Origin of the sequence: Rhizobium sp. CFBP 13644, from assembly GCF_014842165.1 — a bacterium.
Lineage (GTDB): Bacteria > Pseudomonadota > Alphaproteobacteria > Rhizobiales > Rhizobiaceae > Agrobacterium > Agrobacterium tumefaciens_C.
Map to the genome: position 1 here is coordinate 18,361 of NZ_JACYVF010000002.1, position 25,103 is coordinate 43,463.

The 25,103-nt window shown below is 58.0% G+C and carries 24 protein-coding genes; 14 read left to right on the forward strand and 10 right to left on the reverse strand.

Annotation, left to right across the window (positions count from 1 at the left end):
- Nucleotides 1-111 precede the first annotated feature (111 nt).
- From gltX to IFT53_RS05220, 4 genes are all read right to left on the reverse strand, one after another.
- A complete protein-coding gene (gene gltX, locus IFT53_RS05205; protein ID WP_192067043.1) occupies nt 112-1,569 on the reverse strand; it encodes a glutamate--tRNA ligase in 1,458 nt (485 codons plus the stop codon).
- Nucleotides 1,570-1,752: 183 nt separating this feature from the next.
- Nucleotides 1,753-3,522, reverse strand: a complete 1,770-nt coding sequence (locus tag IFT53_RS05210; RefSeq protein WP_192067045.1) for an SLC13 family permease — start codon at nt 3,520-3,522, stop codon at nt 1,753-1,755.
- A 185-nt stretch (nt 3,523-3,707) separates the two neighbouring features.
- Entirely contained in the window at nt 3,708-4,451 is a 744-nt protein-coding gene (locus tag IFT53_RS05215; protein WP_192067047.1) for a TerC family protein, read from the reverse strand.
- Nucleotides 4,452-4,604: 153 nt separating this feature from the next.
- Nucleotides 4,605-5,276, reverse strand: coding sequence for a TetR/AcrR family transcriptional regulator C-terminal domain-containing protein (locus tag IFT53_RS05220; protein ID WP_155398804.1), 672 nt, complete (start codon nt 5,274-5,276; stop codon nt 4,605-4,607).
- 151 nt (nt 5,277-5,427) lie between these two features.
- Here IFT53_RS05220 and IFT53_RS05225 point away from each other — a divergent pair, with 151 nt between their 5' ends.
- The 10 genes from IFT53_RS05225 to IFT53_RS05270 all read left to right on the forward strand — a co-directional run bounded on the left by IFT53_RS05225 (nt 5,428) and on the right by IFT53_RS05270 (nt 18,761).
- A complete protein-coding gene (locus tag IFT53_RS05225) occupies nt 5,428-6,639 on the forward strand; it encodes an HlyD family secretion protein (RefSeq protein WP_192067048.1) in 1,212 nt (403 codons plus the stop codon).
- Between the two features lie 21 nt (nt 6,640-6,660).
- Nucleotides 6,661-8,244 carry a DHA2 family efflux MFS transporter permease subunit gene (locus IFT53_RS05230; RefSeq protein ID WP_192067050.1) on the forward strand — a complete coding sequence of 528 codons (1,584 nt, stop codon included), beginning with the start codon at nt 6,661-6,663 and terminating at the stop codon, nt 8,242-8,244.
- A 140-nt stretch (nt 8,245-8,384) separates the two neighbouring features.
- On the forward strand, nt 8,385-9,410 hold the full coding sequence (locus IFT53_RS05235; protein ID WP_192067052.1) for a LacI family DNA-binding transcriptional regulator: 1,026 nt from the start codon (nt 8,385-8,387) through the stop codon (nt 9,408-9,410).
- Nucleotides 9,411-9,435: 25 nt separating this feature from the next.
- Entirely contained in the window at nt 9,436-10,890 is a 1,455-nt protein-coding gene (gene xylB, locus IFT53_RS05240) for a xylulokinase (protein WP_192067054.1), read from the forward strand.
- Between the two features lie 54 nt (nt 10,891-10,944).
- The gene (gene xylA, locus IFT53_RS05245) at nt 10,945-12,255 is read left to right on the forward strand and encodes a xylose isomerase (protein WP_192067056.1); all 1,311 of its coding nucleotides are present in this window, start codon (nt 10,945-10,947) and stop codon (nt 12,253-12,255) included.
- A gap of 676 nt (nt 12,256-12,931) precedes the next feature.
- Complete coding sequence (locus tag IFT53_RS05250; RefSeq protein ID WP_042617808.1) at nt 12,932-13,564, forward strand: NAD(P)H-dependent oxidoreductase; 633 nt, start codon at nt 12,932-12,934, stop codon at nt 13,562-13,564.
- A 305-nt stretch (nt 13,565-13,869) separates the two neighbouring features.
- A complete protein-coding gene (locus IFT53_RS05255; RefSeq protein ID WP_192067189.1) occupies nt 13,870-14,910 on the forward strand; it encodes a methionine ABC transporter ATP-binding protein in 1,041 nt (346 codons plus the stop codon).
- Nucleotides 14,900-15,568, forward strand: a complete 669-nt coding sequence (locus tag IFT53_RS05260; RefSeq protein ID WP_042617650.1) for a methionine ABC transporter permease — start codon at nt 14,900-14,902, stop codon at nt 15,566-15,568. Before IFT53_RS05255 ends, IFT53_RS05260 begins: the two co-directional genes overlap by 11 nt.
- A 36-nt stretch (nt 15,569-15,604) precedes the next feature.
- A complete protein-coding gene (locus IFT53_RS05265) occupies nt 15,605-16,381 on the forward strand; it encodes a MetQ/NlpA family ABC transporter substrate-binding protein (protein ID WP_192067057.1) in 777 nt (258 codons plus the stop codon).
- 187 nt (nt 16,382-16,568) lie between these two features.
- Entirely contained in the window at nt 16,569-18,761 is a 2,193-nt protein-coding gene (locus IFT53_RS05270; RefSeq protein WP_192067059.1) for a putative bifunctional diguanylate cyclase/phosphodiesterase, read from the forward strand.
- A gap of 225 nt (nt 18,762-18,986) precedes the next feature.
- On the opposite strand, the gene trhO is transcribed toward IFT53_RS05270, so the two are convergent.
- The 4 genes from trhO to IFT53_RS05290 form a co-directional block, all read right to left on the reverse strand.
- On the reverse strand, nt 18,987-19,943 hold the full coding sequence (gene trhO, locus IFT53_RS05275) for an oxygen-dependent tRNA uridine(34) hydroxylase TrhO (RefSeq protein WP_192067191.1): 957 nt from the start codon (nt 19,941-19,943) through the stop codon (nt 18,987-18,989).
- 155 nt (nt 19,944-20,098) lie between these two features.
- Nucleotides 20,099-20,587 carry a hypothetical protein gene (locus tag IFT53_RS05280; protein WP_342365837.1) on the reverse strand — a complete coding sequence of 163 codons (489 nt, stop codon included), beginning with the start codon at nt 20,585-20,587 and terminating at the stop codon, nt 20,099-20,101.
- A 14-nt stretch (nt 20,588-20,601) separates the two neighbouring features.
- On the reverse strand, nt 20,602-21,522 hold the full coding sequence (locus IFT53_RS05285; RefSeq protein WP_192067061.1) for a CHAD domain-containing protein: 921 nt from the start codon (nt 21,520-21,522) through the stop codon (nt 20,602-20,604).
- Nucleotides 21,506-21,994, reverse strand: a complete 489-nt coding sequence (locus tag IFT53_RS05290) for a CYTH domain-containing protein (protein WP_042617646.1) — start codon at nt 21,992-21,994, stop codon at nt 21,506-21,508. Before IFT53_RS05290 ends, IFT53_RS05285 begins: the two co-directional genes overlap by 17 nt.
- A gap of 149 nt (nt 21,995-22,143) precedes the next feature.
- Here IFT53_RS05290 and IFT53_RS05295 point away from each other — a divergent pair, with 149 nt between their 5' ends.
- From IFT53_RS05295 to IFT53_RS05310, 4 genes are all read left to right on the forward strand, one after another.
- On the forward strand, nt 22,144-22,782 hold the full coding sequence (locus IFT53_RS05295) for a 2-dehydro-3-deoxy-phosphogluconate aldolase (protein ID WP_192067062.1): 639 nt from the start codon (nt 22,144-22,146) through the stop codon (nt 22,780-22,782).
- 95 nt (nt 22,783-22,877) lie between these two features.
- Entirely contained in the window at nt 22,878-23,579 is a 702-nt protein-coding gene (locus IFT53_RS05300; protein ID WP_192067064.1) for a tellurite resistance TerB family protein, read from the forward strand.
- Between the two features lie 87 nt (nt 23,580-23,666).
- Nucleotides 23,667-24,350, forward strand: coding sequence for a GNAT family N-acetyltransferase (locus IFT53_RS05305; RefSeq protein WP_192067066.1), 684 nt, complete (start codon nt 23,667-23,669; stop codon nt 24,348-24,350).
- Entirely contained in the window at nt 24,347-24,553 is a 207-nt protein-coding gene (locus tag IFT53_RS05310) for a hypothetical protein (protein ID WP_192067068.1), read from the forward strand. The genes IFT53_RS05305 and IFT53_RS05310 overlap by 4 nt, the downstream gene beginning before the upstream one ends.
- 5 nt (nt 24,554-24,558) lie before the next feature.
- Here IFT53_RS05310 and IFT53_RS05315 read toward each other — a convergent pair whose 3' ends face one another.
- Nucleotides 24,559-24,801, reverse strand: coding sequence for a hypothetical protein (locus IFT53_RS05315; protein ID WP_192067069.1), 243 nt, complete (start codon nt 24,799-24,801; stop codon nt 24,559-24,561).
- A complete protein-coding gene (locus IFT53_RS05320) occupies nt 24,791-25,078 on the reverse strand; it encodes a hypothetical protein (protein WP_192067071.1) in 288 nt (95 codons plus the stop codon). The genes IFT53_RS05315 and IFT53_RS05320 overlap by 11 nt, the downstream gene beginning before the upstream one ends.
- Nucleotides 25,079-25,103 lie beyond the last annotated feature (25 nt).

The following is a 25,103-nucleotide window of genomic DNA, read 5'->3' on the forward strand; positions in this document are numbered from 1 at the left end:
CCCGGTGCGGCCCGCTCACGTTCTATACTTGGCACCCGACGCAGATCCTCGGGTCAAGCCCGAGGATGACGAGTGTGGGGTCTGCCGAGCAACACCAAACAGCGTCGTTGCTTAACTTCCAGCGCCAACCATGGACGCCGCAACCGCAATCGCCACCTTCAAACGCTGGCGCACCACGGAACGACCCAGCACCGCCATGCTGTCGAACAGCGGCAGCGAGCGGGATGAGCCGGACATGGCAACGAAGAGCGGCGGTGTCACCACGCGCAGCTTCTTGCCGGTGCGTTCTGCCACATCGCGCAGTTCCTGTTCGATGGATTCCAGCGTCCAATCCGGCATCTTTTCCAGATCGGCAGCAACCGTGGTCAGGATTTCGTGGATTTCTTCTGGCTTGCTCTTCAGGCCAGCGAAGGATGCGGGCGTCAGGCCGACATCGCTCGATAGCAGGAAGCCCGCGAGGTTCGGCAAATCACCGAGCTTGGAAATGCGGCTCTGCGAAAGCTTGAGGCCCTCGGTCAGGCGCGCATTTTCCATCGCCCATTCCAGCGTGCGGGCAATGAATTCTTCCTGCGTCAGCTTTTCGCGCAGCCAACGGCCGTTCAGCCAGTCCAGCTTTTGGATATCGAAGATAGCGCCGGCCTTGGACAGCGCTTCCGGGTCGAACTTGGATGCAAGCTCGTCCATGGTCAAAAGCTCTTCGCCTTCGCCAATCTGGATGAAGAACAGGCCGAGGAAGTTCATCAACGCTTCCGGCAGATAGCCGAGCGCGGAATAATAGGAAATCGAGGTCGGGTTCTTGCGCTTCGACAGCTTGGATTTGTCGGCATTGCGCATCAGCGAAAGATGCATGAAGGTCGGCTGTTCCCAACCGAAGTAACGATAGAGCAGAATGTGCTTTGGCACGGATGCAAGCCATTCTTCGCCACGCGCCACATGCGTGATCTTCATCAGATGGTCGTCGATGACATTGGCCATGTGGTAGGTCGGCATGCCATCGGCCTTCATCAGAACCTGCATGTCGACGCTGTCCCAGGGGATCGACACATCGCCGTAAACGCCGTCGGTGAAATCGCACGAGCCTTCGGTCGGGATTTTCATCCGCACGACAGAAGCTTCGCCCGCTTCCATCTTCGCAGTCACTTCCTCAGCCTTCAGATGGAGGCAGAGTCCGTCATATTTCGGCGGCTTGCCAGCGGCGCGCTGCCCCTCGCGCATCTCCGTCAGCCGCTCCGGCGTGCAGAAGCAGCGGAAGGCATGGCCTTTTTCCAGCAGTTCATCGGCGAAAGGCTGGTACATGTCCTTGCGGTCGGACTGGCGGTAAGGGCCATATGGGCCACCAATATCCGGACCTTCAGACCATGTCAGGCCGGTCCATTTCAGCGCCTCAAGCACCTTTTCTTCATATTCGCGCGTGGAGCGCGTAGCATCGGTATCTTCGATGCGCAGAATGAATTCGCCGCCGTGCTTTTTGGCAAAGAGGTAGTTGAAAAGCGCGATATAGGCTGTGCCGACATGCGGCTCGCCAGTGGGGGAAGGTGCAATGCGGACGCGGACGCCGGAAGTGGTCATGGATTTCACTCGTGCTGACGCAAGGTGATACGGGGCGAGCCACGTGTCACGGATGTGTTGTTGAATGCCGAAGAAAAAGCGGAAATAGCGCAATATGCGCTGCCATCCCACAGTTTCCTGTTGGGATGGCTTAGGCCACATTCAGCCGCATGCGTCAAGAAAATTAGGTTGTTTCAGCCTCGTCTAGACCGGCCAGACATAGAGCAGCATGGGAATGGAGACGATGACGATCATGACGGAAAGCGGAGCCCCAAGGCGCGGATAGTCGCTGAACTTGTAGCCACCGGGTCCCATGACCAGCGTGTTGCACTGGTGGCCGATGGGGGTGAGGAAGTCGCAACCGGCACCAATGGCGACCGCCATCAGGAAGGCTTCGGGGCGAAAGCCGAGCGTTGTCGCAAATCCGGCGGCAATCGGCCCCATCACCAGCACCGTCGCGGCATTGTTGAGGAAGGGCGTCACGGCCATTGCTGTCAGCAGGATCATGCCGAGCGCAGCATAAGGCGGAAGCCCCTGCGCCGCCGTTCCCAGCCATCCGGCAATAAGGTCGCTGGCGCCGGTGGAACGTAAGGAATCACTGACTGGAATAAGGGCTGCCAGCATCACGAGGATCGGCCCGTCGATGGACTTGTAGACCTCGGTCAGCGGTATCGCGCCCACGAGGATCATCGCAAAGGCTGCGGCAAAGAACGCAACGGCCACGGGTGCCACGCCAGTGGCGGCGGCAAGCATGGCGGCTGCCAGAATAAGAACGGTGATGAAGGCGCGGCGCTGCGTACCGAGAAGGATTTCCCGTTGCGCCAGCGGAAGCAGCGAAAACTCCCGCAGCACGCCGGGAAGGTTCTTGCGTGATCCCTGCAGCACGATCACGTCGCCAGCCTTCAGCGTCAGGTCGGCAAGGCGCTCATTCACCCGGTGGCCACGGCGGCTGACAGCAATCAGGTTGACGCCGCGTGTGTAGGAGAGCGCCAGATCTCTCGCCGAGAGACCGCTCAGCAGAGATTCGTTGCTAATGACAGCTTCCATGGCAATCAGATCGACCGTCTTCTGGCCGTTTTCGGTAATCGGTTTGCCGGAAAGCGTCAGCTTGGCATTGGAGACGATGCGGTCCAGCCCCTCGGATGTGCCTTCCAGAAGAATGGTATCGCCCGCTTTCAGGATCACATCGGGAAATGGCGAAACACGGCGGTGGCCGCGAATGATGGTGTTGGCGATGACGTCGCCATCGGCCTGTTTCAAAACGTCTCCCAGCGGCTTGCCGATCATCAGGCTGTCGGCGGGAAGCGTTGCTTCTGCCGCGTAGCTCGCCCCTTCCAGAATGTCCTCGACGGAGGTGCCATCCTTGGCGCGTGCCGGAAGCAGCTTGTAGCCAAAGGTCAGAAATAGGATGCCGACAACGGCAAGCGTGGCGCCAACGGGCGTGAAATCGAACATCGAGAAGCTCTCGCCGGTCAATTCCTGCCGAAGGCGAGACACCACGATATTGGGCGAGGTGCCGATCTGCGTCATCAAGCCGCCTAGAAGGGCGGCAAAGGCCATGGGCATCAGGTAATAGGAGACCGGGCTGCCGGACTTGCGGGCAAACTGGAACGCAACGGGGATCATGATCGCCAGCGCGCCAATGTTCTTGATGAAGGCGGACATCACGGCCACAACGATCATCAGAAACGCCAACTGCAAATGTTTCGAGCGCATCTCCGGGAAGTATTTCTTGATCATCGTATCGACGATGCCCGACCGCGCCACGGAGGTGCTGACGATCAGCGCACTCGCCACGATGATGACGATATCGTCGGAAAAGCCTGAGAAGGCCTTGTCGAACGGCACGACGCCAAGCAGCACCGCAACCAGCAGCGCGCTGCATGCCACGATGTCATATCGGAACTTGTCGATGATGAAGGCGACCATCATGCCGCCGATCACAGTGAAGGCAAGGATCTGCTCGATGGTCATATGGTTATTTTTCTTTCAGAATCGGAAAAATCAAAGCGGCTGATTTTCCTTGCATGATGTGTGAGCAACAACGCAAGTCCGTTCTGTCAGTTCCTGCGTGCCAACAAAGAACATGTCTTGCCGTTTTAAAAAACCGAAAGGCCCGCACGGGGCGGGCCTCTGGCAGAAATTGATGTCAGAAAACGCTAGTGCATCGCCTTCTTTTTCTTGCGTGCATTTCGCGAGATCATGTTGAGCACTTCGACCAAAGCGGAGAAGGCCATGGCTGCGTAGACGTAGCCCTTCGGAACATGGAAGCCCATGCCTTCGGCGATCAGCGTCGTGCCGATCATCAACAGGAAGGCCAGCGCCAGCATGACGATGGTTGGGTTCTTTTCGATGAAGTTGGCCAGCGGATTGGCGGCCAAGAGCATCACGGTGACGGCGAAGACCACGGCAACGACCATGATCGGAACGTGCGGCGTCATGCCAACGGCAGTGATGATGCTGTCGAGCGAAAAGACGAGGTCGAGCAGCAGGATCTGGGCGATGGCTGAGGAGAAGCTGGCAACGGCTGTGCCGACCATGTCTTCCTTGTGATCATCCGGGTCCACATTGTGGTGGATTTCCTTGGTGGCTTTCCACACGAGGAACAGACCGCCGCCGATCAGGATCATGTCCTTCCAGGAGAAGCCGTGACCGAAGAGTTCGAAGACAGGTTCCGTCAGCTGCACGATCCAGGCAACGGTGCCCAGCAGGCCGAGACGCATGATCAGCGCCAGACCGATACCGATCTTGCGGGCCTTTTCACGCTGATGCTCAGGCAGCTTGTTCGTCAGGATGGAAATGAAAATCAGGTTGTCGATGCCAAGCACGACCTCCATGACGATAAGAGTGACGAGCGCCACCCATGCAGCGGGGTCTGACAATAGAGGGACAATGGAGTCCATCGGGCCTGTTTTCCTTTTCAGCTATCCGTCTTCGACAATTCGAAGCGCTCAGTTTTATATTCGATTGCGCGAGAAACAAGCGTGTGACAGCTGTGTTACGCCAAAATTTAGCGATATTGCGCGCAATGCGAGAAACCCGGATGCTGAATGGGCCTAGTCCTTCTTGGTTCCATAGGCCGCCATAAAAACCTCGATAGCGCTGGAAAGAACATGGTCGGCGTCTTCGGGCGGAATGTCTCCAGACAATTCTCCAAACAGCCGCATCTTGAAAAAGGTGCCGGTCGCGAGTTCTATGAACTGACGCGCAGCCAGATCCACATCATCGGTACGCAGCGTTCCCTGGTCCACATGGTTCTGGAGAAAATCGCGCAGAACAACCCGCACATTGTTTGGTGCCGCCACGAAGAACCGCTGGGAAAGCTTGGGCATGCGGTCAATCACGGCAAGCGCTGAGCGCATGGCAGGTATCATGTCAGTGCATGTCACCTTGTGAATGAAGGTATGGCCGAACTGCCATAGCCCGTCGCGCACTTCCTCCGTTCCCGCCAGAATATCGCGCATGGAGAGGGCAAATTGCGCCCGGTGGCGGTCTATAAGAGCGGCAAACAGCTCGTCCTTGTTTTCAAAGTAAACATAGATTGTGCCTTTGGAAACAGCGGCTTCGCGGGTAATATCGTTCATGCTGGCGGCGTCGAAACCCTTTTGCTTGAACACGCGCCAGGCACCGTCGAGAATCTGCTCGCGCTTGGCCGGATCTTCGCCCGCGGCAAACCGGCCCGCAGGCGTTGCGGTGGAGATGCTCTCCGAAGGTGTCTCGTTCGTCACTATGCAGTCCGCCAAAAGTTACAGAGGAATTCACTATATCGAACCAATCGGTTCGATGCCACTTGATATGTGTCACTAAACAGAATAAATCAATCGAACCGAACGGTTCAGTTCGAATTCCTTTTTCATGTTTACAATGAGCGATATGACCATGTTGGGCCCAAAAAACGGTGCAGTTCGTGTAGTCAACTCGGCGGATGAGGCTGAGGCCAATCCTGCGCAGGGCAAGGCGGGCGATGCAAATCCTGCGGACGCCCAGCAGGCTGCGGCACCTGCGCCAGCCACCCCTGCGGCCCCGGAAAAGAAGAAGCGCTCCCTCGTTCTGCCGGTCGTCGCCATTGCTATTTTGGCAGCGGGCGGCTGGTACGGTTATCAATACTGGACAGATGGTCGCTTCCTCATCTCCACCGACGATGCCTATGTGCAGGGCGATATCGCTGTTATCGCGCCCAAGGTTTCCGGCTATGTCGAGAAGGTCGAGATCGTTGAAAACCAGACGGTGAAGGCAGGCGATACGCTGGTAACCCTGGATGATGGTGATTACCGCAATGCGCTGGAACAGGCGCAGGCGCAATTGCAGACCCAGAAGCTTTCCCTCAACCGCATCGATGCGCAGATTGCCGGTGCCGAGGCATCCTTGCAGCAGGCTGTTGCGCAAAAGGGCTCTCTCGATGCCGCACTTCGCGGTGCCGAGATCAACCTGAAGCGTGCCACCGAGCTTCAGTCGAAGGATGTCGGCACGGTTGCCTCTACCGATAATGCTCAGGTCGCGATGGAACAGGCCAAGGCGAATGTCGTGGCGGGTGAAGCCAGCGTTGTGTCGGCCCGCGCCAATATCGATCTGTTGAGGGCGCAGCGCAAGGAAGCCGAAGGCTCCGTCAAGACGCTGGAACTTGCCCGCGACAAGGCCGAGCGCGATCTGTCCTTCACAGTTCTGCGCGCGCCCTATGATGGCGTGATTGGCAATCTCTCGGTCCAGACCGGTGATCTTCTGTCGGTCGGCAAGCGCCTTGCGTCGCTGGTCCCCATGGATGATCTTTATATCGACGCCAATTTCAAGGAAACGCAGCTCGCCAAGATCGAGCCCGGCTCCAAGGTGCGCGTGCATGTGGATGCCTTCGGCGAACATGATATCGAAGCCACGGTGCAGTCCATCTCGCCCGCCTCCGGCTCGGTCTTTTCCATGCTGCCGCCGGAAAACGCGACAGGTAATTTCACCAAGGTCATCCAGCGCGTGCCGGTTCGCATCGTCTTCTCGAAGGAAGACCTTGCCAAGCATAAGTTGCGCGCCGGTTTGAGCGTGGTGGTCGATGTCGATACCCGCACGGCACCGGAAGCGACGCAAACAGCTCAGTCGAAGTAAACTTCGATAAGGATCACGATCATGGCGGCAACAGCTGGTATGGCGGGCGCAAATGCGCCTGCAATCGATCCGCCGATGGATCGCAGACGCCTCATCGCCTTTTTCGCGATGGTCTTCGGCATGTTCATGTCGATCCTCGATATTCAGATCGTATCGGCGTCGCTGGCTGAAATTCAGGCGGGCCTCGGTGCCGGTTCGGATGAAATCGCCTGGGTTCAGACCTCCTATCTGATTGCGGAAGTCATCATGATTCCGCTGTCGGGAACGCTTGCGCGTATTCTGTCGACCCGGGTGCTGTTTGCCACCTGCGCGGCCGGCTTCACCATTTCCAGTGCCCTGTGTGCGACCGCAACGAACATCGACCAGATGATCGTCTATCGCGCCATACAGGGCTTCATAGGCGGCGGCATGATCCCATCCGTCTTTGCCGCCGCCTTCACCATCTTCCCGCCATCCAAACGCTCGGTGGTGTCGCCCATCATCGGCCTCGTGGCCACGCTTGCGCCCACCGTCGGCCCTACGGTCGGCGGCTATCTGTCCAATGCCTTTTCCTGGCACTGGCTGTTCCTCGTCAACATCATTCCCGGCATCATCGTCACGCTGGTCACCTGGAACTTCATCGATTTCGACAAGCCCGAACGCTCCCTGTGGAAGAAGTTCGACTGGTGGGGTCTTCTGTCCATGGGCGTGTTCCTTGGCTCCATGGAATATGTGCTGGAAGAGGGCAACAATAACGACTGGTTCAACGATAGCCACATCGTCATCGGCGCGCTCGCCATGACCATTGGCGGCGTCGTGTTCTTCTGGCGTGCGTTCAATGTCGATTTTCCGGTGGTGGACCTCAAAGCCTTCGGGGACCGAAACTTCTCCATCGGCTCGCTGTTTTCCTTCGTCATGGGCATCGGTCTTTACGGGCTGACCTATATGTATCCGCTCTATCTGGGGCGCGTGCGCGGCTATGATGCTCTGATGATCGGCGAGACGATGTTCGTCTCGGGCCTTGCCATGTTCATCACCGCGCCGATTGCCGGCAAGCTGTCCGTCAAGCTCGATCCGCGTTTCATGATGGCCGTCGGTTTCTCAAGTTTTGCGCTCGGCACGTGGATCATGACATCCGTCACCGCAGACTGGGATTTCTACGAGCTGCTCGTCCCGCAGATCCTGCGCGGCTTCGGGCTGATGATGTGCATGGTCCCGATCAACAACATCGCGCTTGGCACGCTGCCGCCTGCGCGCATGAAGAACGCATCCGGCCTCTTCAACCTCACCCGTAACCTCGGCGGCGCCGTTGGCCTTGCCATCATCAACACGCTGCTCAGCCAGCGCACCGACGATCACTATTTCCGCATCGCTGAACATGTGAATTTCGGCAATCCGGCAGCGCTTGAATGGCTTGATAATGTCGGCGCCAATTACAATTCCTTCGGCCTTGATGGCTCCTCGGTCGCCATCAAGAAACTCGTCGGTGTCGTGTCGCAGCAGGCATGGCTGCAGGCCTTTGCCGATGTATTCCTGGCGCTCACCGTCCTGTTCAGCACGCTGATTTTACTGACGCTTCTCATCAAGAAGCCAAAAGCCGCGCCCCCACCAGACGCCGCCCACTGATTTTTACCCATCCACCGCAGCGCAAAAGGGTCGTCAGAAATGACGGCCCTTTTGTTTTGATGGATGAATCTGAGGTACGTACATCATTTTCTGATTTACGTACCTCAAAAACTCCTTTAAGCACGCTAGCGGGAGGAAGCATGAAGCCGACAGTTCACGATATCGCGTCGAAAGCGGGCGTCAGCCTTGCCACCGTTGACCGGGTCATCAACCTGCGTCCGGGCGTGCATGCCGTTACCCGTGCCAAGGTCGAGGCGGCTATTCTGGAACTCGGTTATGTGCGTGATATGGCTGCCGCAAATCTGGCCAAGGGCCGCAGCTACGCGCTGGTCTTCATCCTGCCCAACAACGACAATTCCTTCATGGCCGGTCTGCGTGCCGAAGTCCGGGTCGCGGCGTCCCGGTCCTACACTGAGCGCACCTCCATCCGCATCATCGAGGTGCCGCCCTTCGATGCCGCAGCTTTGGCGCAGGCACTGGATGTGGCGCGGCTGGAAAAACCCTCCGGCGTTGCCTTCGTCGCGATTGATGCCGAAGACGTGGTGGAAGCGGTGGACCGGCTGACCGAGAGCGGCATTGCCGCCGTGACGCTGGTTTCCGATATCACCGGTTCGCGCCGCGATCATTTTGCCGGTGTGGACAATGTCGCCGCAGGGCGCACAGCGGCCAGCCTCATGGGTCGTTTTCTGCCGGAAAAGGGTGGGGATGTCGCGGTTCTCGCTGGCTCCATGCTGGTCAAGGACCACCGGGAGCGGCTTGCCGGGTTTCAGTCTGTGATGGCAGACGAGTTTCCTGACCTGCGGCTCCTGCCGGTTCTGGAAGGGCGCGACGATCCTGAAACGGTGGAGCGGCTGGTCGCGCAATGCCTTGAGGAAAATCCCGATCTTCTCGGCCTTTACAGTCTGGGCGCTGGCAATCGCGGGCTTATCAAGGCGCTCAAATCATCGCGCCAGCAAACCTCGCCTTGCGTCATCGCCCATGAGCTGACGGAAAACACCTCCAATGCGCTGGCAGAAGGCGTGCTGGATGCGGTGCTGAACCAGGATGCGGGCCATGAGGTGCGCAGCGCCATCCGCGTGCTGAAAGCACGCGCCGATGGGCTTGCGGTCATCGACGCACAGGAACGCATTCGTATCGACATATTCTTGCGGGATAATCTCCCCTGACACTGACTTAAGCACTGGAGGAAACATGTATCTCGGTCTCGATTTGGGAACATCTGGCGTCAAGGCGCTGCTGATCGATGGCGATCAGACCATCATCGGTTCGGCCAATGGCGCGCTCGACGTTTCTCGCCTGCACCATGGCTGGTCGGAACAGGACCCGGCCCATTGGATCAAGGCAACGGAAACGGCGATTTCCGGGCTGAAAGCCAAATTCCCCAAGGAATTGTCGGCGGTCAAAGGCATCGGATTATCAGGCCACATGCACGGCGCAACGCTGGTCAATTCGGCGGGCGATGTGCTTCGCCCCTGCATCCTGTGGAACGACACCCGCTCTTATGCCGAGGCCGCAACGCTGGATGCCGATCCCCGTTTCCGCCAGATTACCGGCAACATCGTGTTCCCCGGCTTCACCGCGCCAAAGCTCGCCTGGGTCGCCAATAACGAGCCTGAAATCTTTGCCAGGGTCGCCAAGGTTCTGCTGCCGAAGGATTATCTGCGGCTTTGGCTGACGGGTGAATATATCTCCGAAATGTCTGACTCGGCTGGCACCTCATGGCTGGATACCGGCGCGCGCAAGTGGTCGCCAGAATTGCTCGAAGCCACCGGCCTGACGGAAGACCATATGCCGTCGCTGGTGGAAGGCACGGATGAGGCGGGAACGTTGCGTGACATGCTTGCCTCTGCCTGGGGCATGTCCGGTCGCGTCATCGTCGCCGGTGGTGCCGGTGATAATGCGGCGTCTGCCTGCGGCATGGGCACGGTGTCCGAGGGCCACGCTTTCGTTTCACTCGGCACGTCCGGCGTCCTGTTTGCGGCCAATGCCTCCTATCTGCCAAAGCCGGAAAGCGCCGTTCACGCCTTCTGCCACGCGCTGCCCGATACATGGCACCAGATGGGCGTCATTCTGTCTGCCACCGACGCGCTGAACTGGTATTCCGGCATTGCGGGCAAGTCGCCTGCCGATCTCACCCAGGAGCTGGGCGATGCGCTTAAAGCCCCAACCGGCGTCACCTTCGCGCCCTACCTCTCCGGCGAGCGCACACCTCACAATGACGCCGCCATTCGTGGCTCCTTCATCGGCCTGTCCCATGAAAGTGACCGTAAGGCGCTGACGCAGGCGGTTCTTGAAGGCGTGACTTTCGCTATCAGGGATAATCTCGAAGCTCTGAAATCCGCAGGCACATCCATCTCGCGCGTCACCGCCATCGGCGGCGGCTCTCGCTCCCGCTTCTGGCTGGCCTCTATCGCCACGTCACTCGGCGTCTCCGTGGATATCCCAGCAGAAGGCGATTTCGGCGCAGCCTTCGGTGCCGCCCGCCTCGGCCTGATTGCAGCCACCGGAGCCGATCCTGTCACGGTCTGCACCCAACCTGAGACGGAAGAAACCATCGAGCCGGTCACGGCGCTGGCTGAGGCCTATGAAGACGCTTACGGGCGTTACCGGGCGCTTTATCCAGCCATCAAGGGCTTGTCACATTAATAGCCGACCACCGGCGACGAACACCACCATCCACACAAAGGGAGAGAACCTCACATGAGCACCGGCTTTTTCGGAGACATCCAGAAAATCAAATATGAAGGCCCTGACAGCACCAATCCGCTGGCCTTTCGGCATTACAACCCCGATGAAGTCGTCGGCGGCAAGCGCATGGAAGATCATCTGCGGTTTGCGGTTGCCTATTGGCACACATTCACATGGCCGGGCGGTGACCCCTTCGGTGGCCAGACATTCGAGCGTCCATGGTTCGAAGACACCATGCAGGCCGCCAAGCTGAAGGCCGATGTCGCGTTCGAATTCTTCTCGCTGCTCGGTTCGCCCTTCTATTGCTTCCACGACGCCGACGTGCGCCCAGAAGGCAAGACCTTTGCTGAAAACACGAAGAACCTCAACGAGATCGTCGATTATTTCGGCCAGAAGCAGGCCGATACCGGCGTCAAGCTTCTCTGGGGCACCGCCAACCTGTTCTCCAACCGCCGCTTCATGTCGGGTGCTGCCACCAATCCAGACCCTGACGTCTTTGCCTATTCAGCAGCAACGGTCAAAACCTGCATGGATGCGACCAAGACGCTCGGCGGCGCGAACTACGTGCTCTGGGGCGGTCGTGAAGGCTATGAAACCCTGCTCAACACAGATGTGAAGCGCGAACTGGACCAGCTCGGCCGCTTCCTCAATCTGGTGGTGGAGTACAAGTACAAGATCGGTTTTGAAGGCACGATCCTGATCGAGCCAAAGCCGCAGGAACCCACCAAGCACCAGTATGATTACGACGTCGCCACCGTCTATGCCTTCCTGCAGAAGCATGGGCTGGACAAGGAAGTGAAGGTCAATATTGAGCAGGGCCACGCCATTCTGGCCGGTCACTCCTTTGAACATGAGCTGGCCATGGCCAATGCCTTCGGCATTTTCGGCTCCATCGACATGAACCGCAACGATTACCAGTCCGGCTGGGATACCGACCAGTTCCCCAACAACGTGCCGGAAATGGCGCTGGCCTATTATCACGTACTGGCCGGCGGCGGCTTCAAGAATGGCGGTACCAACTTCGATTCGAAGCTGCGCCGCCAGTCGCTCGACCCAGCCGATCTCTTGATCGGTCACATCGGCGGCATGGATTGCTGCGCCCGTGGTCTGAAGGCTGCGGCCAAGATGATCGAGGACAAGGCCCTGTCGCAGCCGCTCGCAGATCGCTACGCCAAGTGGGATTCAGCCGACGCCCAGAAGCTGCTGCGCGGCGAGTTGAAACTGGACGAGATCGCCGCCATGGTCGAGCGCGATAACATCAACCCTGAGCCAAAGTCAGGTCGTCAGGAATACCTCGAAAACGTCGTCAATCGTTACGTTTGATGCAATTCCAGCAAGAGTGGGAACGGTTTTGCGCCGCTGAGGCGGCGCAAAACCCACTAGTGCTCATCCCCTCTTTCGTCATCCTCGGGCTTGTCCCGAGGATCTAACGAACCCCAACATCAAACGTGGTTAGATCCTCGGGACAAGCCCGAGGATGACGGCGGTGTGTGGCTACGATGTCTGTGGGTATGTTGCCGCTCGGTGCATCGACAGGCTCTACGATCTTTTTCAATCGACGCTGCGAACACGACGAAAAATATTTTAATTTTTTTCTCAATGGCCATTTTCACGCCCGCACAATCCCCATGCATTCGAAGCAAAGGGGCGCAACGCGCGGCGCTCTTGCGGTTCGAATGCCGGTATCGACAAGCGGCAGCTTTTGCAAAGAGGGTCGTTTCTGGAACCCACCTTTTGCCATTGGCCGGGCAAGAGACCGGGCGTTCCGATAGATAGTGCGAAATACTGATGCAATGGGTCCGGCAAATGCCAAGACCTTAACCATACCTGCCAATGCCAACAGCATTTGCCGGGCATTCCTCATCCCTCCGGTTCGCTTTTTTCATAAAGCGGGCCGGAGTGGATTTTGCATGTTTTGTTGGTGCTGCCGTCTTGTGTGCGCTGCAATATCACCTATCTCATAGATGTTTTTGCAAGGGCGCGCCCAAAGGAGAATATTGTGCTGATTGAGAAATTGAACTGGCGTTATGCCACGAAGAAAATGGATCCTTCCAAGTCTGTCTCGCAGGACAAGGTGGACCGTATTATTGAGGCGGCTCGCCTTGCGCCGACATCAAGCGGCCTGCAGCCTTTTGAAATCATCGTTGTGACCAATCCTGAAACGCGCGCCAAGATCCAGGCCATTTCCTGGAACCAGGCGCAGATCACCGAAGGTTCGCATTTGCTGGTGTTTGCTGCGTGGGATAATTACACCGCAGACCGCATCAACCACATGTTCGATCTCACCAACGACGTGCGTGGCTTCAAGAATGAAGGCTGGGAAAAGTACCGTCAGTCCCTGCTGGACTCCTACCCGCAGCGGGATGCGGAGGTGAATTTCCAGCACGCCGCCCGTCAGGCCTACATTGCTTTTGGCACCGCCATGGCGCAGGCTGCTTTCGAGGGTGTGGACTCCACGCCGATGGAAGGTTTCGATCCTGCCAAGCTGGATGAAATTCTCGGCCTTCGCGAAAAGGGCCTGCGCTCTGCGGTGATCCTTCCTCTCGGCTACCGCAAGGAAGAAGGCGACTGGCTGGTCAACCTCAAGAAGGTCCGCCGCCCGCTCGAAGAGTTCGTGACCGAGGTCAAGTAATCGCTCATAAGGCGTGTTTGGTCGATTTTTCTATCTCTCTCGCATAATTGAAAAATCATACCTATAAAATCGTATCGCAGACAGGCATGTTTGCGATACACACAGCCGATCCCGGCTTTATCAAGGAAGTCTGAATTGATGCTCAGGAACGTCTTACCTGGCCGAATGTGCTGCTAAGCAGCATGAGAAGCGGTTTTCCAAGACCGCCGGGTTCAACATGACGGTTTCCATTGCAAGAGCATTTTATGACACGAGACAATTCCGCGGCCAGCCCCGCTTCCGCCGATCGAGCGACTGATCGCCCCATGGTCGTGTTCGAGCGCGTCACCAAGACCTTCGGCGACCCTCAGAGCAACACTTCTTTCACAGCGCTTGCGGGTGTGGATTATGTCGTGCCGAGAGGTTCGATCTCCGGCATCATCGGCCGTTCCGGTGCCGGAAAGTCTACCCTCATCCGTCTGGTCAACGGGCTGGAGCTTCCAAGTTCCGGCACGGTTGCGGTCGATGGTATCGATGTCGGTGGATTGGATGAGGCGGGCCTTCGCACGCTGCGCCGCTCGGTCGGTATGATTTTCCAGCACTTCAATCTGCTGTCATCGCGCACCGCTTACGATAATGTGGCCCTGCCGCTGGAAATTGCGGGGATGTCCAAGGCCGATATCCGCAAAAAGGTCGCGCCGCTTCTCGATCTGGTCGGCTTGGGTGACAAATCGAACCGCTATCCGGCAGAACTGTCCGGCGGGCAGAAGCAGCGCGTCGGTATTGCCCGCGCGCTGGCCACGGAGCCGAAGCTTCTGCTTTCGGACGAAGCTACATCGGCGCTCGACCCGGAAACCACGCAATCGATTCTGGAACTTCTGAAAAAGATCAATGCCGAGCTTGGCCTGACCGTTCTTCTCATCACCCATGAGATGGAAGTGGTCAAAACCATCGCTTCTCAGGTGGCCGTCATCGACAAGGGCCTGATTGTCGAGCAGGGCACCACATTCGACATCTTTACGGCACCGCGCCATGAAACGACCCGCAGCCTTCTGTCGTCTGCCGTCGGCGTCAAGCTGCCCCATTGGGTGACCTCCGGATTGAAGCCCCAAGCCGCGCCCGGTGACCGCGTACTGGTGCGGCTTGTGTTCTTCGGGGATACGGCGTTCAAGCCGCTCACTGCGCGGCTGGTGGCCGAGATCGGGCCAGACGTCAACATTCTGGCAGGCACCATCGAGGAGATTTCCGGCCAGCCCTTCGGCTCGCTTGTCGTTTCCTATCCGGCAACGCCAGAGGTCACGGCCCGCGCGCAACATTTCTATGCCGATACCGGCCTGACAACGGAGGTGCTCGGCTATGTCGCCTGATATGCTGTTTACTGTTCTGCTGAAAGGTCTGCTCCAGACCCTGCACATGGTGGCTGTCTCCGGTCTGGTCGGGTCGCTGTTTGGCGTGCCGATCGGCATTTTCCTCGCCACCAGTGGCAAGGGTGAGCTGTTTGAGGCGCCAATGATCAACCGCGTCATCGGCCTCATCGTCAATGCTGCCCGCTCCACGCCCTTCATCATTCTCGTTGTGGCCATCATCCCGTTCACACGGTTTGTGGCCGGAACTTCCATCGGCACCTCTGCGGCCATTGTGCCACTCACGGTTGCAACCATTCCTTTCGTGGCTCGCCTTGTGGAGGCAGCCATTCGTGAGGTGGACAAGGGGCTGATTGAAGCGGCGCGTGCCATGGGCGCGACACCGTTGCAGATCGTGACCAAGGTTCTGCTGGCGGAAGCCAAGCCCGGCATCACGCTGGCGCTCACACTGACGCTGGTCAGCCTCATCGGCTACTCGGCCATGGTCGGCGCTGTCGGCGGTGGCGGGCTGGGTGATCTCGGCATTCGCTACGGTTACCAGCGCTTCATGCCGGATGTGATGCTGGCGGTGGTCGTCGTCCTCATCGTGCTTGTCCAGATCGTGCAAAGCGCCGGTGATGCGCTGGCCCGCAGCTTCGACAAGCGCAACCGCAAAAACTGATTACAGACAAGACTTAAAACTCAAGGAGTACCCCCCGTGAAAAAACTCATCATTGCCGCATCGCTGGCCGCACTTTTTGCAGGCAGCGCGCTTGCCGAAAGCATCAAGGTTGGCGTTACACCCGGACCGCACGCGCAGATCTTCGAAAAGGTGAAGGACATCGCTGCCAAGAAGGGTCTGGATATCGAGGTTCTGGAATTTTCCGATTATGTCGTTCCCAACCAGGCGCTGAATGACGGCGAATTGCAGGCTAATTCCTTCCAGCACCAGCCTTATCTCGACAATCAGGTGGCTGACCGCAAGTTCGATCTGGTCAGCGTCGGCCAGTCGGTCAACTTCCCGATGGGGATTTATTCCAAGAAGGTGAAGGCTCTTGAGGAGTTGAAGGAAGGCGCAAGCATTGCCATTCCGAACGATCCGACCAATGGCGGTCGCGCTCTGCTGATCCTCGCCGACAAGGGCCTGATCAAGGTGGATGCAGCCAAGGGCCTGAAGATCGGTCCTGCCGATGTGACGGAAAACCCGAAGAACTTCACCTTTGCCGAACTGGATGCAGCCCAGCTGCCGCGCTCGCTTGACGATGTCGATGCCGCCGTCATCAACACCAATTACGCGCTGGAAGCCGGTCTTGACCCATCCAAGGACCCGATTGCCAGAGAAGGCGAAAAGGCTCCCTACATCAACGTCATCGCCGTTCGTGCAGCTGACAAGGATGCGCCATGGGTGAAGACGCTGCTGGAATCCTACCACAATCCGGAAGTGAAGGCCTTCGTTCTGGAAACCTTCAAGGGTGCGGTCGTCCCCGCCTGGTAAACTGATTTTCGTCAATGTTGACGGCCTCTCCCAGCTCTCTGGGGGAGGCTTTTTTACGTCTTGTTAGCCGTAAAGTGACCGTCGTTGCCGTTGGCTGAAAATAGATGGCGATCGTCCCGATAATCTTAATGGGTTTTGAAGATTTCACGCGGAGGATGCAGTATTCCGTGGGAAAAGATACTGCTGCATGTCGCATGAGATTTCCAGAGCATTGTCGGTCGGTCGAAGAACGGCAGTTGCTGGAGTTCTTTCTGCCTTTGCGCTTGTCGTCATCATCGTCACGGCACTTATTCTTTCGGCGCTTGATAATGTCACGCGCAACACGAACGTGCTGGACGAGCAGCGGTCTCTGGAGACGATAACCGGGGCGCTCACCACCTTCCGCCAGCAACTGGGCGCGACGCTCAACGATTATGCAGCCTGGGACGATGCCGCCCGAGCGGTCTATTCCGCCGATGGCGCCAGCTGGATCATCGCCAATTACGGGGATATGACCCGCAACAGCGACTTGTTCGACACGGCCGTGCTGATCGATAACGATCAGCGGGTCCTGATGGCTTACAACAACGGGGATCCCGCTTACTGGTCCATACCGGGTTATTTCGGCTCCAGCCTGTCCAGCATGATCGATATGGTGCGTGCCGTTCCTCCAGGTGAGATACCGGAAACCACGGCATTTCTGCAAACCAGAGATGGCATAGCAGCCGTCGGCGTTGCGCTGGTGCGAACCAAGGCCGGGTTCGTCGATGCACCGGTTGCCAGGCACAGCTATCTCATCTTTGCCCGTCATCTGACCCCTGCCAAAGTGGAGAAGCTTGCCGAAACCTATGTCGTTGAAGGCCTGTCATTGCAACCGGGTGATGCGAAAGTGGCCTATCAGGTTCCCGTGCCTGATCCCTTCGGCAATATACTGGGCGTTCTCACATGGCAGTCGCGGATGCCGGGAGATCTCAGCTTTTATGAGGTGCGTCCCCGGGTACTGACTGCTGTTGCCATTACCCTCCTTTTTTTCATGGCGCTGCTGGGCATCGGCTACGCCGCCCTGAAAAAGCTGAAGAGTGATGAAACCGCTGCGCGGCAGGAGCTGCTGCGAGACAGGCTGACCGGGCTGAACAACCGCCTCGGCTTCTTTCTTGGCTTGAAGCGGCAGCTTGAGCGTTCAGCTCAGGACAATTCCTACGTCAAGCTGATCTATCTCGATCTTGATGGTTTCAAGGAAATCAACGATTCCTTCGGGCATGGCGCGGGCGATCTTCTCATCAAGGGGGTCTCGGCGGCGTTGCAGGTTCTGGTCTCGGAGCGGGCGCTCCTGGCGCGGCTGGGCGGAGATGAATTTGCCATCGCCTTGCAGGGCCCCGATGCCCGCGTGCTGGCCCGCCACCTCTGCGATGATCTTCTGACGCTGTTTTCCGAACCGTTCATGATTGGTGACAAGGTTGCGGCCATTGGTTGCAGCATCGGCATGGCCGTGGCGCGGGGAGGGGATATTGACGGGGAGGAGCTTCTGCGTCGGGCCGATATGGCCATGTATGAGGCCAAGGAGAACGGACGCGGGCGCTATGTGGCCTATGAGGCCAATATGGATACGCGCCGGGAAGAGAAGAACCAGCTTGAGGCCGATCTGAAATATGCCATCGAGCATGACGAGATCAAGGTTGTGTTCCAGCCGGTTGTCAACACTCTGACCCGCCGCATCACCGGCGTGGAAGCCCTGGCCCGGTGGAACCGCGCCGGCTACGGCCCGGTGTCGCCCGATATCTTCATTGCAGCGGCGGAAAGCAGCGGCATGATCGACCAGCTCGGCCTGTCCGTTCTGCGCAAGGCCTCCAAGGAGGCGGTCGCATGGCCGCAGGTCAAGCTTGCCGTTAACGTCTCGCCGGTGCAATTCAGAAATCCGATGTTCGCTAGCCAGGTCCAGTCGATTTTGGTGGAGAACGGCATTTCCCCATCGCGGGTCATGCTGGAAATGACGGAAGGCTACTTTATCCGCCATCCCGAGCGGGCAAGTACGGCCATCGACAAGCTGAAGCAGATCGGCGTCAGCATCGCCCTTGATGATTTCGGCTCCGGCTTTGCAAGCATCGGCTATCTGCGCCAGTTCGGTTTCAACCGCATGAAAATCGACAAGTCGCTGGTCGATGCGCTGGATGAGGGCGGACGCTCGCTTGAAATGCTGACCGCAACCGTTGCCCTTGCCCGCTCCCTCGGCATTCCCGTGACCGCTGAGGGCATTGAAACGGAAGACCAGGCATCGATCCTGCAATTGTGTGGCTGCGATGAGTTGCAGGGCTATCTGTTTTCAAAGCCGGTGCAGCCGCAACAGATTCTGACCCTGCTGACCGAGCAGGATGCGCCGGTGCGGCAACGCAAGGTTTCGTGAGGTTTTGGGGTGGCTGTAGATTACAGCCATCTAGAGTGTGTCGTCATCCTCGGGCTTGACCCGAGGATCTAACGAATCCCAACATCGAACGTGGTTAGATCCTCGGGTCAAGCCCGAGGATGACGTTTGAGAGTGCTTAGAGGGCGGTGCGTATCCATAAGGGGCGGTGACTACACTGAGTACAGCGCGCCTATAGGCTCCGCACCACATCGCCAAAGCCCATCCCTACCGACCGATATGCTTCTCGCCGCGCTGTTTTGCCAGATCAATCTGGCGCTGACGGTTGCGGAAGCGTTCGCGGTCTTCTTCCGAGCGGTCGTCGTAGCAGCTTGGGCAGGACACGCCTTCCTCGAACTTCGGAGAGAGGCGAACTTCCGGCGTGATGGGGTTGCGGCAGGCGTGGCACAGCTTGTGGTCGCCTTCGGCCAGACCGTGAACCACAGAGACGCGCTCGTCGAACACGAAGCAGGCGCCTTCCCACAGGCTCTCTTCCTGCGGCACTTCCTCAAGATATTTCAGGATGCCGCCCTTGAGGTGATACACCTCGTCAAAGCCCTGATCCTTCATGAAGGCCGTGGCCTTTTCGCAGCGGATGCCGCCGGTGCAATACATGGCGATCTTCGGCTTGTTGTGCAGGCCGGGATTGTCCTTCACCCAGCCGGGAAACTCGCGGAACGTCTTGGTCTGCGGATCGACCGCTCCCTTGAAGATGCCGATGGCGGTTTCGTAATCATTGCGGGTATCGATGAGGATCGTGTCCGGGTCTGAAATCAGCGCGTTCCAGTCCTTCGGATCCACATAGGTGCCGACGATCTGGTTCGGATCGATATCCGGCACGCCCATGGTGACGATTTCCTGCTTCAGCTTCACCTTCATGCGCACGAAAGGCATTTTGGAAGCGCGGCTTTCCTTGTGCTCAAGGCCCGCAAATTCCGGCTGGGCGCGCAGATAGGCAAGCACGGTGGCAATGCCCGCATCCGTTCCGGCAATGGTGCCATTGATGCCTTCGGCGGCCAGAAGCAGCGTGCCCTTGACGCCATTTTCCTGGCACAGCGTAAACAGCGGCTCGCGCACGCTTTCAAACCGCGGAAAGCGGGCAAAATGATAAAGCGCTGCCACGAGAAAATCAGCCGCTGCTGGCTGCGCGGCTTGCGGGCTGGGTAGGGTCGAAGTGTCGGTCATGGCGGCTGAAATACAGCCAGATGCGGCTTTGCGCAATCATATTTCGCGCATGGTCTGCCTTGCGGCGAAGTTTTGAATTTTGTCAAAACACGGCCTGGTGTCTTGGACCCTGATGACACAGCATGGTCGAAAAGCTTTAAGGAGGAAGTCGGTACCTATTGCAAAACTTGCCGAGAACCGCCTCGGTTTAATTCAAGCAGCGTACCAATTAACGTCGTGTGTGGCGATCCACCCTTTGCATCTCGACTTACGAGCGAGACTGTTTCGAAGAGAACTTCGATCGTAATGTCGTTAAAAGATATCAGCCAGAATCTCGGTTTGAGGGCTTTCCAATCTCTGGTTTCCGCCCCCTGCGTAATTTCATTGAAGGTCCATGGATCGACCGGATACCTGCAGTCTTTCAGCCCCTCAACGTTTACCGGCGTTATCCGGAAATCGATAACGTCCCCGAATTTGATGACAACATTGCCGCCTCCCGCACGGTTTGAGGCTTCATAGCAAACAAAAGCATCGTTGCCATCATAGATTACGGCGGGGTTTGCTACAGTGCCTAACTCGGGGAAAGCTTCTTCGGGACTTAATACTTGCATGATCGCGCTACCAGATCGGTGAAAATAATGGCACTGCTCTACGTAGAGCGTCACTCCGTCACTTGAGCCTACCGTGCCGCCTCTTCCCACAGAAGCCCGATGATGCCGCTTTCGGATTTGGCGGATTCGGCAAAGATCCGGTCGGCCAGATCGAGGCACTCGGCCCGCAGGGTCTGCTGGCGGTGGGTGACGGTTTCAAGCAGCGCGGCGCGTGTATCTTCGCTCTCGAACTGCTCCGGTTCATGCTCGACAAAGGCTTTCAGCACGGAGAGGTCATGCTCGTAGCCGAGGAGATCGACCAGATTTTTGGCCTCGATTTTCTTGGCGCGCATGGCCGATGGCCAGAGCTTTCGCAACAGGGCCAAGTGCATCCAGTAGACCTGGCCGCTCTTGCGCAGATCATGGAAGTCCTCGTCATGGATGTCGTGGTCGTGCCTGCCATGACAGCGGTTGAGAGCATCCAGCGCCCGCTTGCGTTGCTTGCTCCATGTTTTCCTGATGAGCTTCGCTGTCGTCTTGCCGCCGCTGGGCAGCGAGAGCTGTTCAAGCGCATGCTTGCCCTTTTCGCACTCGATCAAGGCGGCTTCGATGCGGGCGGGTAGATCGCCATCCTCACTGGTCATGGCATCGCGCCGCTCGGTCAGGGCGTGATGGGCTGACGTGAGAGCGTGGCTTCCTGCCTCCGATTGGTCGAAACCTTGCAAATATTCGACCGTTTCCACCAATGCGGCGGCGTCGCGGGCCTTCGACAGGGTGCGTGCAATATCGCCGAAGCGTCGGTTTTCCTCGCTGCGGAATTTCGGCTCGGCGCTTTGCACGAAGCGATAGAGGCCACGAAGGCGTTTGAATTTCTTGCGCGCTGCATGCACGGCGGCATGAGGCCCATCGGGCTGCTGCGAGAGCGCTTCCATGGCCTCATCGATCAGCCGGGTGCCGATGCGCTGGATTTCATTGTTGAGGGGTTTTGACGGATCAATCCTTGATGACATCGCTCAACTCTGTGCTGAGATCGTCCGTTGCCAGTTGCTGGTTTGAAAAGCGTCGGTCGCCGGTGACCTCAGGGCCGACCCATGCGGGCAGAGCGGGCTGGTCGGCTTCGGAACGCAACTCCACCTCCGCCACGATGAGGCCGCGATAAAGGCCATCGAACACATCGATTTCCCATGTGAAGCCTTCATGCTCCACCGTGTAGCGGATTTTTTCGAGGATGAAGCCGGGCACGGACTTCAACAGCTCCTCGGCATCGGCCACGGGAATGTCATATTCATATTCGTCGCGGATCAGAGCGCCGGTGCCGACCTTGATGGTGAGCTTTGCCGCTTCATCGCCCATGATGCGGACGCGCACCGAGCGGTCTTCCAGCGAGGCGATGTAGCCTTGTCGAAAGCGCGTTCGTGACGCGATTTCCTCTCGCCAGCTCTCATCCGTTACAAGATACTTGCGTTCGATTTCTTTGGCCATTCAACAACCTGTCCAGTTTTGCGGCACCGTAGCGCAAGCTTGCGTCATGAAACAGTAATCAAATCGAAATATTTCATTTTGCCTCGACACTCGCGGTTCCGCGCGGTAATTAGACCCCAATTCAATCGATTCAATGAGGAGACATTGCCATGGCCCAGGATTCCGAAAAGCTGATTTCCATCCTGCAACTTCAGCCGGTCGTGCCTGTCCTCATCGTGGAAGACGCAGCCTCTGCCGTGCCGCTGGCCCGCGCACTGGTGGCGGGTGGCCTGCGTGCCATCGAAATCACCATGCGCACACCGGCAGCACTGGACGCCATCCGCGCCGTTGCCGATGAAGTGGAAGGCGCCAATGTGGGCGCGGGCACCGTTCTCAATTCCAAGGATTTCGATGCTGCCGTGAAGGCGGGCTCGACCTTCGTCGTCAGCCCCGGCGTCAACAAGAGCGTTCTGGAAGCGGCCAAGGGCTCCAAGGTTCCGCTTCTGCCGGGTGCGGCAACGGCCAGCGAAGTCATGCATCTGCGTGACAAGGGCTACAAGGTTCTAAAATTCTTCCCCGCCGAACAGGCCGGTGGCGCGCCTTACCTGAAGGCGCTGTCTTCTCCGTTGGCCGATATCAAGTTCTGCCCCACGGGCAGCATTTCGCTGAAAAATGCTAGGGATTATCTGTCGCTGCCAAACGTCATCTGCGTTGGCGGTTCCTGGGTTGCGCCGAAGGAAATGATTGCTGCCGGTGACTGGGATGGCATCACCAAGCTGGCGGCTGAGGCTTTCGCCCTTCGCGGCTGAGGCGTTTTGTTCACGACGGCGTGAACGGTGCTGCCATTTGTTTTCCGCTTCGCAATTCCTATCTCCTGTTGATGTTAACCCAGCAGGAGATTTGAATGTTCGACGCGAAGAAGCTTCTAGACCAGTTTTTGGGCTCCAACGTACCGGGCCTGTCGGGAAGTGTGCGGGACCGGGCCGGACAGGCCACGCAAATCGCGAAGAACAACCCGATGAAAGCCGGCGCGATTGCCGCCGCTCTCTTCGGCACCAAAACCGGCCGCAAGCTGGCTGGCAATGCCGCAGCCGTTGGCGGCATCGCGGCCATCGCGGGCCTTGGTTATCTCGCCTACAAGAATTACCAGTCCGGTCAGGCGCCAAAATCCGTGCCGCAGCCGCAGCCGACTCAGGAGCTTTTGCCGCCACCGGTCGATTCGCCGTTTCACCCGCAATCACCGACGCTTTCTAACAACTTCGCGCTGACACTGGTGCAGGCCATGATTGCCGCCGCCAAGGCTGACGGCCATATCGATGCGGCGGAACGCGCCCGCATCATGGAAAAGCTTCAGGTTTCCGAACTGGATCGCGAGGCGGAAGCCTTCATCGAGAAAGAACTGGCCGATCCGCTCGATATCGATGCGCTGGTGGCTGCGGCCCAGACTGAAGAGCAGAAGGTGGAGATCTATACGGCGTCTCGCCTGACCATCGAGCCGGACAGCCGGGCAGAGCGCGGCTATCTCGATCTTCTCGCGGGTCGTCTCGGCTTGCCGGATGCGCTGGTGGAGCATATTGAAGCCACGGTTTCCGCCGCCAAGGTGTGACGCCGTCTGCGGGCAAGTACGCCAATTCCTGTTGTCTTTGCCCGCCGCCTGCCATAAGTCTCTCCCGTCATGTTACGGGGGAGCAGAATGCGCGATCTAGCCCAGTTCAAAGGATGTCCGCCACCAAAGCCGGTGCTGCTCAAGGGCCGTTTCGTAACCGCCGCACCGTATGACCGGTCGCAGCATCTCGACAGGCTCTGGGATGCGCTGGGTGGCGCGGGTACCAATGATCTTCTGAAGTATTTCCCGCAGGACAGCTTTGCAGATGCCGTCGCCTTTGGCGACTGGCTGGATGCCGCACAGGCCGGTTCAGGCTGGGTGACCTTCACCTTTATTGAAAACGCCAGCGGCAATGTCGTGGGCATGGCGAGCTATATGCGGCCTGAGCCGAAATACGGCGTGGTGGAAGTCGGCTCCGTTGCCCATGGTGCGGCAATGAAGCGCTCGCCGCTTGCCACCGAAGCGCATTATCTCTTGGCCCGCCATGTGTTCGATGATCTCGGCTACCGCCGCTATGAGTGGAAGTGCCACAGTGAGAACGAAGCCTCCAAGGCTACGGCTGCGCGTTACGGCTTCCAGTTCGAAGGCATCTTTCGCCAGCACATGGTTTCCAAAGGGGCAAACCGCGATACGGCGTGGTTCTCGATGATCGATGCTGAATGGCCGCTTCTGCGCGAGGCCTTCGAGACATGGCTTTCGCCGGACAATTTTGGACCTGACGGTCTGCAAATCCGCAAGCTGGAAGATATCAGGGCAGGGCTATCCGCATGAACGGCAAAAGCACATCCGCAGCGCTCGCCGCCGTCGCCATTGTCCTCGGCTTCGGCTTCCTGTTCTACATCATGCCCACCGTGACGCTGTGGCTGGCGGAACACTATTCCGTCTGGGTCGCCGCCGCGTTTGATACGGTTGCGGTTCTCGCATTCTTCCTGATCTTCTGGCTGCGGGCGCGGTATCAGCGGCGCAATCACTAGGATATCTACAGCATGTATCCCAAAAACAAGCCGTAGAAGATGCCATGAAAGAGCGCTCGGCTAATCTTTCCGCCTGCGCCGCCGTCAATCGACCTGAACTCTAAATATAATTCTGCGGCTTTGATCATGCCAAAGATGATCACCACCGCCACGATGACCCAGATACCCGTCAGAAAAAGCATACCGATAATTGAAGCGATGGCGACAAGCACCGCAAAACCAGTTTCGGCACGCTGATTATTCCTCATCTGTCCGGTCACCTCTGAAACGCTTCGCTATAGACCCACGAAAATTCTGGATTCGTGTTCCAGTTTGCGGCGGCGTCGATGGCGTGCGAAATTTGCCGACCAAATATTCACTGATCAATCCGATGACGAAAGCCGCACTGAGGCAGGCGGTTACAAGAAACCAAAATTGGCCATATGCCGCGAGAGATAAATCGTATTGATTGATTAAAGCGAATCCCAGGACAAAGCCCACCGCTGCGCAGGCGATTGCGCTTGATGTGACTACGATCTCTTTCATCAATCGACTGCTTATCACAGCCCCC